Source organism: Caballeronia sp. GAWG2-1 (assembly GCF_023631405.1).
Taxonomy (GTDB): domain Bacteria; phylum Pseudomonadota; class Gammaproteobacteria; order Burkholderiales; family Burkholderiaceae; genus Caballeronia.
Genome location: NZ_JALQDD010000042.1, coordinates 80,548 through 92,554, shown reverse-complemented (window position 1 = coordinate 92,554; position 12,007 = coordinate 80,548). Strand labels below are relative to the sequence as shown.

Below are 12,007 nucleotides of genomic sequence, written 5' to 3'. Positions count from 1 at the left end.
TTAGTTATTTATTTTTAAAATAATATAGTCAGGTCACTAACTATGGGGGTTAACTCACACAGTAGGGTGCTAGCTAGTTTCATTAGTTTATGGGGTTAGTCAGACGATGAAGCGGGCATTGCGTCAGTCGAGGGGGATGTTTTAAGGAAGATCGTAGACACAGGAAAGCCCGCAAGATTTTTATCTTGCGGCTGGCGGAATCTGAAATAGTTTTTCAACCTTATGTAATTATACGCTTTTATCCAATTCAGATTTGTTGAGTGTACCTAAACGTGTACCAATTATTGGATCTCATACCCCGGAGCAGCCCGGCGAGGATAACGAATGCCTAGCGCGTGATTCATAATAAAATCATTTTAGAGAAAAGTATTCACACTGTTCACATATGGTTTTTATGTAATAATTTCAATTATTTATCCGGTGAATGATTTGAGGGGGGGATGTATACTAGTGTGCACTTTTGATGAGCACCTTAGCCAAGATCACAAAAAGCGACCTGAGCCATTATGCGTAATATGAAGTTATTAGGCGCTGCTACTGTCAATGGTCCACTTTGTGCCAACTGCAGCCATTGCTGGCGAATGGCATGTTAGTTTAAGGGGGGGCAGGTCATAGCCTTTTACGTCATTGCTTCTGGTGTGTGCCGGACAGGCTGTTCGGCATGGCTCCGTAATGCTATTGTAAACTGACATCCATAAGGCCAGACAAAAGCAGTAGCCATATTATATCCGTAGAATAAATAGTATTAAAATGCTGTTTTTTTTGGTATCTGTAATTGAAATTGAATGATTTTTTCTATGTTTTATTCTTGTTGAAGATGAAAGCAGTATTCTAGTTAAAGTGAGGGAGTTTATGTCTGAAAATGAAGCCTATAAAAAATTACATGCGTCACATGAAAAAAATTATAAAAAAAAGCTTAATCAACTAGATCCAAACAGGACTGGCCTGGTAATTACCTGTCCAAAATGTCAGGATTTGAGTTGGCTAATGCTTCCAGAATGCAAAACGGGATGGAATGACGAAATTTATTTAGCATGCCCATCCGCTTGCGGTTATGGTGGTCTTATTGACACTTTTAGGCCTATAGCCAAACTCAGAGATGATGCTGGAAGTTTTGATATAGATACTATTTGTAAAAATTATAAAACCCCCTACGCATTCAACGGTTATATACACAGATGCCCCATATGCTTTATTGAAAACCCAAGAGAAGTTATGAGGGATATGGTGAGTAAAGCTGAAGTGGCGGTTATTCAAAATTATTCCCGAGAACAATTAAAACAGTTGTTGTCAGATATTGTCAGTGCATTTGATGGTGTAATGAAGAGGTGCTATGAAATTCACATGCATAATAAAAATATTTTCGATTTCAAAACCCCATCCTTTCAGAATGTAAGCGGATGGAAGGATAAAATGGCTGATTTAATAGTTGTTGAAGACGTTGTTGATGATCTGAATGAATTTACACGGATTTTTCAAAAAAGGCATTTGTTTGCCCATTCTTTAGGCGTTGTTGATCAAAAGTATATTGATAAAACAGGGGACACAACGGTTCAGGTTGGAAAGCAAGTGCCATTGAATTCAGAGGAAGTACTTTTCTTGGCAAAGAACACTCTAAATATTGTAGTGCATTTTTTTGGTTATCATTTGTCTTAAAGATTATGCAGCGCTGCCTGTTTTAGATTTGGCTTATTGGCGTTAAAAGAATATTATAAGGTAATCCTCCAAGAAAAGGAGGTTTACCGAAATTTTGGTTTTATAGCTATTACTTATTAAATTTATGATTAACATTAAGCTTTTAATGTTTCTATTTAAATTTATAGCGGCTTTGTTGAATAAAACAGATTTGGGATAAATATTACCGTGGCGGATTTTTTTTCAGGCATGCCAGCCTTTGTCATCTTGTTCAATGCACTTACCATGCATAGGTCCTCTGCGACCTGGCCGTCATTATCACGCAGTGTAAGCGAGCCTCCGAAAAGTTGTTTTACGAGAGAAATTGCCGTTTCCGCAATGGAGCGACGGTTATATTCCGTGTCTATTTCTACCGAGCATTGCTCCCACTTAGACGTTGAATAGCAACCGCTCTGTTACGGTCTACTTACTCGCTCGGCCAGTACCCCTCTCACATTTGGGGAGGGATGAGGGCGCTAATTGTAAATTATTACGCCGCAATTCATTATGTCACATTGCTACACCTTAGGAGCGCTTTATTCAGGATGCTCTCAACCAATACACACCGGAAGTAATATTTATTCCGAACTAACAAAGGTTTGGAAAAATCAGCGTTAACTTAAGCTAATAAAAATAAATACTCTGAATGAAAATATGTTTCATGATAATTATAGATTAATTTTCAATGAAGTTTTTAGAAATAATTTTAATCTAGGTTTAAAGCTGCTTCTAACGTCTGCTGTTCGCTCTTAGCGGCCTTGGCTGATATTAATAATCGCATCAAATATAAAAAAACCGGCCTAAGCCGGTTTACGTGGAGTAGTAATTAGGGGCTACATGCTGGCAGCCAATCTGCCTCACTGTCTTCATGTAGCGTGAGATTAGTCTGGATGCCGTTATTAGTCCTGCGCTTCAGAAGGGTGCGCTCATACTCTTTAAGAGTCTGCGGCACCGCCTGGCCGAATGCGGTCAGGCTCAGCGGATGCTGATGGCCGCGTGACTCCATGAATGACAGATACGCATGATAGAGATAACGTTTCGGGTTCATCGGGCGGATATTGGCGTTACCGATAAACAGCCCGTTCGGCGTGCTCAGCGGCATCAGATAGCCACAGAAATCAATCAGCGGATCAGCCTGGCGCTTTATCTCCAGCGCTTCGCCGGATGACTGCTGCGCCTGCAACAGCTCGCGCGCTTCATCGGGTGATGCGAAACGCTGCATCAGGTGACGGACAATCACGGCCAGCTCGGCGCTGATTTTGTCCAGTAGCTGCGGATCTCGCTCATTAGCCGGTATCACTTCGGGGAACGTCAGGATAACCCGGCGACGCGAAACGCCACCGCTGCGATCGCTGAAACGCATCGGGTTGTTGTTCACCGCCAGAATGACCGCCGGAATGTGCGTTGAATAGGCGTCACGGTATTTCGGATCGATTGCCACGGCATCACCGCCGGTAATCGCCTTGATGCCCGCGCCGTCGCCGCTCCATTTCTCCTGGTCAGGGAGAATAATCAGTGAGAAGCCCACCACGCTGGCGCGCTCGCGTGAGGATTCCAGCGTGTCGATGGTGGCTGACGTGGTATTGTCTTTTCCGGCCAGCAGAGTGGCTATTGAGGCCATCACGCTTTTACCGCTACCGCCGGGGCCGGTTACTTCGAAAAACATCTGCCAGTCATAGCGGTTTGCCAGCACCATAAATAACGCCGCCAGAATGCGCTCCTGCTTGTCGTGATTATTCCCGGCGGCCCGCGTTAACCAGCGCCAGAAATACGGGGCGTGGTCTGCGAGGTTTTCACCCGGACGCGGGGCGGTGAAGTCCACGCTGTTAACGGTGCGCAGCCAGTGCTCCCGGCGGTGCGGACTGAACGTGCCGGTAGCGGTATCAAATACGCCGTTACGGAAACCAATCAGGCGGCGGGACGGTTCCCCCATCTGCGGTAACATCAGCTTGAGTGTGTCCAGCACGCTGCCGATACCGGCGGCCGAGAACGGTGCGCGCACCTTCTGAAACAGCGCGGCGATTTCCCGGCGCAGCGTCTTCGCCTCCATCACCTGCCATGCGCCGTTTTCATAGCGGCAGATTTCCTCTCCGACCGGCGGCACGGCCAGCGCCTCCCCGTAATGGGCGACCAGCAGCTCGGCTTTCTGACTGGCGCTCATGGCCTTCAGGTCGGCCTCGCTGACGGATTCAAACGGGCTAAGCAGCTGCGGCTGGGTGAAGTCGGTGAGCTGCGCCAGCGTGGCGATATCGCCCTGCGCCTGCCACACGTCGTTCCAGTCACCGGTAACTGGCGGCAGTGCGGCTTTCCCGCCGCAGGCTTTCGCCGCTTCTTCTGCTTTTAACTGGCCGGTGCCGTTGTCATCGCGGTCGGCGGCAATTAGCATCAGCGCGCCGGGGTGTAACTCACGCAGCTGCTTTGCCATCGCGGGCAGGTTGTTGGCGCTCAGCGCCACGTAAACCGCCTGCCCGGTCAGCCGGTGCACGGTCAGGCCGGTGGCATATCCTTCAGTGAGCCACAGCGTTTTGCCGTCCGGCTCGCCTGCCAGCCAGTAAGTGCCTTTCACCTGCCCGCCGGGAAGGGTGCGCTTGTCGCCTGCGGCACTGATGAGCTGCACGTTTACGGCCGTACCGTCTTTGCCGGTCAGTGGAATGAGTACATCCCCGGCGGCAAAGCTGACGCCGCCACATCGCAGCGCATCAGCAAGTGTGAGCGCCTGCGTACCGTGCAGCCCTTTCGATGAAAGGTAGGCGTTGTCCGTGCGGCTGACAGCGGCGGCGATAAGTGTCTGCGCCCGTGCGGCGGCGTCTGCCTGCGCGCGGCTTTTGTCTGCGGCTTCAAAATGCATAACCGGGGCTGGCTCCGGCAGCGTGCCGAGCACTCCGGCCACCTTCATGGCGGCCTCTTTAGCGCTGATACTGAGCGCCTTTTCCACCAGGTTAAGGCCGTCACCGGCCCCGCACTGGTTACAGAGCCACGTTCCGCGCCCATCCTGATTGTCGAAGCGGAAGCGGTCTTTACCGCCGCACGCCGGGCAGGCACCGTGTCGCCCCCCGGCGTGCACGCTGATGCCGAGGGCAGGCAGAAGCTGCGGCCAGAATCCGGTGGCCGCCTTTACGGTGTCAGAGACGATATGTTTCATCTGCATGTTCTCCCTCAGTGCAGCGTGATGTGGCTGGCGGCCGCAAGCTGGCTGCGGAAAAGTTCATCCATCATGGTGACGCCGAGCTGCGTCAGGCGCGGCGGCGCGGTCAGCAGGTCAGGTTCGACCATATCGCCCAGCATGGTGCAGGCCATCTCCATGCCCGCATCGGGGCCGTGACGGCGCACATAGAAGCTCTCCAGCTCAAGGGCAATCGTCATCTGCAACTCATCGAGCGTGGCTGAAACGGTGATGCCGAGGTTTTTGCAGGCATTCAGATAGCCCTGCGCCAGAGCGCGGCGGTAAACGGCGGTGCGTACCTCAACGGGCAGGCAGGAGTGATTAGCGGTCATCATGGCGGGCCTCCGTGGCTAACATGCGGGATTCACAGGTTTCAACGACTTTACCGAGCTGGTCGGTGAGCAGGGCGACGACCGAGGCAAGCGCCGCGCCGTCCGGGACGCAGCCGCGCGCGCTCAGGCAGTTCACCGAGTCGAACATATCGAGCACGGTCACGCCGACCGTGTGCGCGTGCAGCAGACGCAGATAGTCAGCGTGGGGAATGGGGTAGGTGTCATGGTTATTCAGGTGTTGAGAACGGGTGTTCATGCCGCCACCGCCTTAACCGGCAGACGACCGGCAAAGGACAGGACGTAATCGCGGGCGAGGCTGGCGCGGGCGCTGCGCTCATCGCCTGCTACAGTGCGCAGCATGCATGGACGGGCGGCGGCATCGATGCGGCGCACGGCGGCAAAAACAAAGGTGAATTCAGGGTGAGCGGCAGTAAGGGCCGTTGTCATGAGGACAATCTCCAATAAGTAGCGGTTACTGCTACCACCGGAGTTCCTACGCTCATGGGTGGTAGCCCAGACGGGGGTAGGAATACCGGCCTTATTGGAAACCGGCCAGCCCGAAGGCTGCCCCGCCTGAGCCACCATTATTTTGACGACGCAACGGAATAAGGACCGCTGCGCTGAAAAATGGCGCACTGAGGCAACGACGTAAAAAAACACGCATGGCGCGTGTTGTGTCGCCAATAAGTAACTCGGGTTCCTACGCCCGGCTGCCGATTTTGCGACAGCACAAAAACTGTATAACGGCCGCTCGCCAGAGAAAAGCCTTTTTTCACACATCGGGGTATTTTCCTCAGCAACTGGTCAGGACGTGATCGGATTGCGGCGGATTTGATCGGAATTCCCGGTTCTCTTTTTTCGCCCGCTGCCTGGCAGGCTTCGCTTTTTTACTCATAACGGAGATGTGACCGTGCATTCCGCTGGTAAAGGCCGGTGCGGTTGCTGGTCTGTAGCTGAGGGCTGCCGTCAGGCTTTCTGCGACAAAGGCGGCTTCTTCGAGGGTGAGCGGAAAGGTTTTTGTGCCCAAATTCAGCAAAATCACTCTGCACCTCCGGCACGCTGCGCGATGCGGGCCTGCATCCAGCCGTCAATCTCTGATGCCAGCCAGGCGACGTTTTTACCGCCGAGGGAAATCTGTGAGGGGAACTGCTCCCGACTGATTAAGTCGTAAATGGTCGAGCGTGACAGACCGCAGGTGCTGATGACCTCCGGCAGTCGCATAAAGCGGTCGCGCGGATAAACGGCATCGCGGGTTACGGGAATGGCAGGGACTGGTAAGGATGAAACTGCGTGCATGGTGTTACCTCATTATGAGTCCGGCCGGTGCTGTCCGGTTCCGGTGGTGTCTTCAGGTAACCCCCTATTCTGATTATATTTCTGGTGAAGTAAACAACCCCCTGATTGCTGAAAAATGAGCAAAAAGCATTTCTCTTACCTCCTGTTTGCCTTTGTTTGCCAACGTTTGCCAGTGTTTGCCTTTTGAGAGCTTTCAACGATTAAAAAGCTTTTATTAATAGAATTAAAATCTGAAAAAGGCTCGCCAGAAAAAAGCTGTTATCTGAGGCTGTGTGAACACCTGTGAATACTCAGTGAAAACTTAATTTTAAAGTGTTCACTGCTTTACTTACTGTATTTATTATCTTTTTTATCTCAGTGAATACCAGTGAACAGTTATATAAGAAATATCATCAGTTAAGGAGCCATCCCGTACCGATTATGCCTTTGTTTGTTCATCGACAGGCGGAAAGCAATGAAATGCGCTGTCCTGTGGTACACGACAGAATGGCCTCATCCTTTACAGACGATGAGAGACAATCATGACCACCCCGGAACAGAAACCTGCATCACTGGAACGCTTCGAGAAAGCCCGCGCTGAACATACCGAAAGAATGAAAGCCTATAATGGCATCTGCGCCGATATTGCCCGCTGTGAAAAAGAGCAGCAGTTGGCCATCGAGGCTGGGAAAGAAGCCGAGAGCAACTGGCGCACGAGCTTCCGCAACCTGCGAGGCAATCTCACTGACGAGCTGCGCGCCGAACATTCTCATCGCATCGCCAGCCGGGAACTGGCCGACGAGTTCGGCGGGCTGCTAAAAGAGCTGGAGCTGGATAAGCAGGAGGCAATGCTGAAATGCTGCGGCAGTGGCAAAGAGTACGTCGAATCATACAGCGCGGCGTTTACCGGATTTGCGGATGCACACTGGCAGTCAGCGCTGCGTAACGTGAGCCCGTCGCTGTTGTGGGCTATTAAGCTGCGTGTCCGCCGTGAAGAACTTTCCCCGACGTTTGCCGGTGATGACCGGGACCGGATTAAGGACGTGGCTTATCTGGTTGGTGAAGCGCTGACACGGGCGGCTGTGGCCCTGCCGGACAGTGTAATGGAAGAGGCACCGCTACTGGAAAATATTGGTCTGTATCGCCCGCCGTTAACAGGTATTGATATGGAGCTTTACCGCCATCCTATGCGTCGTCAGAAACTGGCTGAATCAATCCGGGCGCAGCGTGCAAAACTTCAGGAGGGCAGCCAGAAATGATGCACTGTCCCTACTGCAAAAGCGCGGCACATACCAAATCGAGCCGCTATATGTCAGAGCAGGTAAAAGAGCGTTATCACCAGTGCACTAACCTGAACTGCTCCTGTACTTTCAAGACGAATGAGAGCATCACAAAGGTGATCACCGCACCGCCACGGCCGGAAAACGTACCAGAAGCGCCACCCGAACCGGCCAGGGAACGGCAGACGCTGGGCCGTTATGGTTCTGCATTCCGCCAGGTTCATTAATCCCGTACAGCCGCTGCCACACCAGCGGCTTTTTTGCGCCCATATTCTTTCTTCCCGAAGCCTTTTTTCTGGCCAGCCGCTTTGTAAAGAGCCCTGCATGCATAGCGTGCATGAATCTGCATGCAAAATTATCGGCCACTTTCCACCGTTCAGCCCATGCCGGGCGCGGCCCGGCCCGTATCATGCACTTGCATGAAAAACGATCCATAAAGCGGGCAGGCGTGGCGGGGATAGCATTGCGCGCGGATGTTTAATCGAGCTAGCAGCGAATGAGACTAGCCTTAATCAGAAAGTAACATTGGATACTTAATTTTAAGAGTGGTTTTCAGTGGCCATTAGACGTGTGCTAATTGCTCTTTATTTTTAAGCTGTTGTTTTCGTTTAATTTATTACTGCATATTCCTTTTTTTATTTATTAAATATATTTAATAGTTAAACGGTATAAGACTATTCTTATTTATTTTGATATTTATTGTAACATCAAGTTTCGATTGTTGATGTCATTTTAAACTTACGGATAAGAGGCTGAAAATGAAAATATCTTTTTTTGCAGTTGATAATTTTAGAGGTATTTCTGGGGGGTTGGATAAGAATAAAATAGTTTTTAAAGACACTAACACTCTTTTTATTTATGGGGCAAATAATGCTGGTAAATCTACTTTTCTAAAAGCTTATATGTATTTTTACAAAGACGAAAAACCTATCTTAGACGACTTCCATAAAAGAGGAAAGTCTCAAAATATTGAATTTGAATTAGAGGTTGAAGTCGATGAGGTGGATAAGGCTAGGATTGAAACTGTAGCGCCCACAAAAAAGGAGAGCTACAAAAAGTATTTAAAAGGCAACCTTCTCAGGATAAAAAAAATTTTAACCCATAAAGCAGGGAAGTTTGAAGTAGCTAATCTTACTTTCAATTATGATAACGATTCTTATGAAGATGTTGCCTATGCAACTCTTGGGTTGCACACTGTTTTTCAGGCGTGTCTGCCAAAACCAATATTTATAAATGCCATGCCCACTGAAGAACAAGCTAAAACAATCCTTAATGAAATATTAAAGGCTATGGCTGAAAGCACATTAAAAACTCAAGATTTCATGGAGCTGCAGTTAGCGCAGGCGAAAATAAAAGAATTACAAGATAAAATGTATGATTCTGAGCTTATAAGTACTTACGAGAAATCGGTCAACACTTATTTTAATAGGATATTCGGGGATACCAATATATCATTTAAAGATCACAAGGATAGAGTTGTATGGACTGAGAATAAATTAGGTAAAGAATTTGATATTGAGTTTATAAAAAAAGGTGTGAATGGAGAGAAGGATGATGACATACCATCATCTTATAATAGTGTAGGCCATGGGACTATCAGAACTGCAATTTTCACTCTATTGCTAATGAGAGATGTAGCTGAGAAATTTGAAAGACAGAAAGGAAGAAAGGACTACATGGTTCTTTTTGAAGAGCCAGAGTTATTTTTATATCCAAGAATGGTAAAAGAGCTTAGGGAGTTGATTTACCAAGTAAGCACTGAAGAGTTGCCTTATCAAGTTTTATGCGCCTCTCATTCTGCGGCAATGATTGATATCACTAAACCTAAATCTTCAATTATAAAGTTAGTTAAGAACGAAACCGGTACAGAAGTACATCAGATTAATGACGCTTTTCTCAAGTCTGCAAAAGGCATTGTTACTAAGGAAGAATTAAAGCAAGAAATGTATGAAGTGCTGAGGTTCAACCCTTACATCTGTGAATCATTTTATTGCGATGAGGTTCTTCTAATTGAAGGGCCAACAGAAGAAATAATTGCACGAGCTTACCTCCAAGAGAAAAAAAGTCAGAAATACATTTTTGTATTAAATTGTGGCACTGTAAACAACATACCCTTTTATCAAAAAATATTTTCTAAATTCAACATAAAATATCACGTTATTTTTGATACTGATAAAGCTGTTAGGGTAGGGGCTGACGAAAGAGGTAACTGTATATTTGATTCTGGAATTCAAAAAACGATTGTTGATCAGTACAATATAGATTTCGTGAGTATGAAAGGGAATATAGGTGTTTTCAGAACACATGTTACAACCTTCGAGCCTGCGCATAAATGTGAGTCAATACCCGCTGCATTTAGGTTTATTGAATCAGGGGATAAGAGCAAGCCTTATAATGCTAATCTTTATTGGAAAAATGTTTTGAAGCCTAACGTAGATCATGAGGATATTATTAAGGTCCCAATAATAAAATATCTTGGGGAAATAATAAGCCATTAATTAACTAGCTGAGCCATTGGCTCAGCTGTTTTTCTTATAAATTTCTCGCCCCCACCAATCCATTAACTCTATCCTTCCCTTAAGGTAAATAGAACGGTTATAGGCTTTCCTTACCTCATTTTTATCGCTATGAGCTAGAGCAGCCTCAATTACATCTGAATTGAAACCGTATTCATTCATTGCGGTACTAGCTATCGAACGTAATCCATGTGCAACCAGCCTACCTCCATATCCGACGCGCTTGATAGCGGCATTGGCTGTCTGGCTGTTCATTGATTGCTTTGGATCACTTCTGCTTGGAAATACATGTTCCCTGTGAGCGCTGATAGGTTTCATTATCTCTAGAATATCCAATGCTTGAGAAGATAAAGGAACAACGTGTTCTCGCTTTGCTTTCATACGTTTGGCAGGTATCGTCCAGAGCTTTGCTTCAATATCGATTTCAACCCAACGAGTACCCGCGGCTTCAGAAGGACGCACAAGGGTCAGAAGTTGCCACTCAATAAGGCAGCGAGTAGAAACAGATAGGTTCGACATAGATAATGACCGCATCAACATTGGCAATTCCTCGGGTCTAAGCGTTGGCATATGCTGCTTTTTTGGCTTCTCAAAAGCCATACCAACGCCTGAAGCAGGATTTGCATCAATCAACCCTGTGTTGACTGCATAAATCATGATCTCATTAATACGCTGAATTAAGCGGCGAACTGTTTCAAGCGCCCCGCGAGCTTTAATCGGCTCCAATGCTTCAACGATCGTTCTGGCCTTGAGCGTTTGAACAGGAATCTCACCAATCGTAGGGAAGATGTCTTTCTCCAGCGATCGCCAAATATCCTTCGCGTAATCCTCCGTGACGCTTTTGCTTTTAAGTAGGAACCATCTTCCGGCAACAACTGAAAAAATACTATCCAGCTCAATTTGCCGTTGCTCAGAAACTTCCTCTTGCTGCTTCTGCGGGTCGATCCCTTGCGCAAGCAGCGACATATATTGGTCACGCATCTGACGTGCGGCAGCGAGTGTTAGAGCAGGGTAGGAGCCAAGACTAAGGTTTGTACGGCTGCTACTTCCAGGACGTTGATAGCGGAAACGCCATAGCTTCTTACCGGATGTTTTGACGAGCAGGAAAAGTCCGTCACCATCATGCAGCGTGAACTCTTTCTCTTGAGGCTTAGCTTTGAGGATTTCGTTATTAGTGAGGGGGCGTGTCATCCGAGCCATGACTGGTTTCCGTCCATAATTGGTACACGTTTTTGGCCCACATTATAGCGTGTACCTAAACGTGTACCAATTATCTCTGGATTCAGGCGGATCGTCACGGAAGATTACGGATACAAAAAAGCCCGCAGGGCTTGTGCCGTGCGGGCTTTCAGGACTTCTGCGGATGGCACTGGAACCATCTTTGAAGAATTTTGGTGGAGCTGGCGGGAGTTGAACCCGCGTCCGAAATTACTACACCGTCGGCACTACATGCTTAGTCAGTTTTTACATTCGCCGGTTAGCTGCGAACAGACACGCCACTAACAGACTAGCCTGATTGGATTTAACGCTTCAACCCCAGGCAAGGCATCCACGCGATCTCTTTTGGGTTTGACTTCTCTTGATCCCCGTCTTAAGAGCGGAAGCTAGGGAGAGAAGGCTCTAAGCAGGTTATTAAGCTGCTAGTGCGTAGTTTTCGTCGTTTGCGACTATTTTTTTGCGGCTTTTTACGAGGCAAACCGCCCCTCGGCATGCTCCTAAGGCTTCACAATCCCGTCGAGTCCAGAATCAGCCCCAGAACTTCAAATA

Annotated in this window: 11 protein-coding genes, 1 other RNA gene and 1 pseudogene; 4 read left to right on the top strand and 9 right to left on the bottom strand. The window is 48.0% G+C overall.

Translation table 11 applies throughout. From position 1 onward, the window contains the following. Positions 1-852 precede the first annotated feature (852 nt). The gene (locus NCR98_RS29690; RefSeq protein WP_250489366.1) at positions 853-1,656 is read left to right on the top strand and encodes a hypothetical protein; all 804 of its coding nucleotides are present in this window, start codon (positions 853-855) and stop codon (positions 1,654-1,656) included. A 161-nt stretch (positions 1,657-1,817) separates the two neighbouring features. On the opposite strand, the pseudogene NCR98_RS29685 reads toward NCR98_RS29690, so the two are convergent. From NCR98_RS29685 to NCR98_RS29655, 7 genes and pseudogenes are all read right to left on the bottom strand, one after another. Continuing rightward, positions 1,818-2,155: pseudogene (locus tag NCR98_RS29685) on the bottom strand (hypothetical protein); the annotation flags it as partial. 345 nt (positions 2,156-2,500) lie between these two features. Next, complete coding sequence (locus NCR98_RS29680; protein WP_250528119.1) at positions 2,501-4,816, bottom strand: primase-helicase zinc-binding domain-containing protein; 2,316 nt, start codon at positions 4,814-4,816, stop codon at positions 2,501-2,503. A 14-nt stretch (positions 4,817-4,830) separates the two neighbouring features. Beyond that, complete coding sequence (locus NCR98_RS29675; RefSeq protein ID WP_250489363.1) at positions 4,831-5,172, bottom strand: DUF5375 family protein; 342 nt, start codon at positions 5,170-5,172, stop codon at positions 4,831-4,833. Further along, positions 5,159-5,425 (bottom strand): hypothetical protein, encoded by a 267-nt coding sequence (locus tag NCR98_RS29670; RefSeq protein WP_250489362.1) that lies wholly within the window; start codon positions 5,423-5,425, stop codon positions 5,159-5,161. Before NCR98_RS29670 ends, NCR98_RS29675 begins: the two co-directional genes overlap by 14 nt. Beyond that, positions 5,422-5,949 (bottom strand): host cell division inhibitor Icd-like protein, encoded by a 528-nt coding sequence (locus NCR98_RS33415; protein WP_284503991.1) that lies wholly within the window; start codon positions 5,947-5,949, stop codon positions 5,422-5,424. Before NCR98_RS33415 ends, NCR98_RS29670 begins: the two co-directional genes overlap by 4 nt. 13 nt (positions 5,950-5,962) lie before the next feature. Beyond that, the gene (locus tag NCR98_RS29660; protein WP_250489359.1) at positions 5,963-6,211 is read right to left on the bottom strand and encodes a hypothetical protein; all 249 of its coding nucleotides are present in this window, start codon (positions 6,209-6,211) and stop codon (positions 5,963-5,965) included. Further along, on the bottom strand, positions 6,208-6,465 hold the full coding sequence (locus NCR98_RS29655) for a helix-turn-helix transcriptional regulator (RefSeq protein WP_250489357.1): 258 nt from the start codon (positions 6,463-6,465) through the stop codon (positions 6,208-6,210). The genes NCR98_RS29660 and NCR98_RS29655 overlap by 4 nt, the downstream gene beginning before the upstream one ends. Before the next feature lie 521 nt (positions 6,466-6,986). On the opposite strand from NCR98_RS29655, the gene sid reads away from it, so the two are divergent. The 3 genes from sid to NCR98_RS29640 all read left to right on the top strand — a co-directional run bounded on the left by sid (position 6,987) and on the right by NCR98_RS29640 (position 10,222). Further along, on the top strand, positions 6,987-7,703 hold the full coding sequence (gene sid / locus NCR98_RS29650; RefSeq protein ID WP_250489356.1) for a capsid size-determining scaffold Sid: 717 nt from the start codon (positions 6,987-6,989) through the stop codon (positions 7,701-7,703). Continuing rightward, positions 7,700-7,951, top strand: a complete 252-nt coding sequence (locus NCR98_RS29645) for an ogr/Delta-like zinc finger family protein (protein WP_350029533.1) — start codon at positions 7,700-7,702, stop codon at positions 7,949-7,951. Before sid ends, NCR98_RS29645 begins: the two co-directional genes overlap by 4 nt. 531 nt (positions 7,952-8,482) lie before the next feature. Next, the gene (locus NCR98_RS29640) at positions 8,483-10,222 is read left to right on the top strand and encodes an ATP-dependent nuclease (RefSeq protein ID WP_250489354.1); all 1,740 of its coding nucleotides are present in this window, start codon (positions 8,483-8,485) and stop codon (positions 10,220-10,222) included. A 21-nt stretch (positions 10,223-10,243) separates the two neighbouring features. On the opposite strand, the gene NCR98_RS29635 is transcribed toward NCR98_RS29640, so the two are convergent. Together NCR98_RS29635 and ssrA are read right to left on the bottom strand one after the other, a co-directional pair. Further along, positions 10,244-11,440: an integrase domain-containing protein gene (locus NCR98_RS29635; protein ID WP_250489353.1), complete on the bottom strand. Its 1,197-nt coding sequence runs from the start codon at positions 11,438-11,440 to the stop codon at positions 10,244-10,246. A 192-nt stretch (positions 11,441-11,632) separates the two neighbouring features. After that, positions 11,633-11,994: a transfer-messenger RNA gene (gene ssrA, locus NCR98_RS29630) on the bottom strand. Between the last annotated feature and the right edge of the window lie 13 nt (positions 11,995-12,007).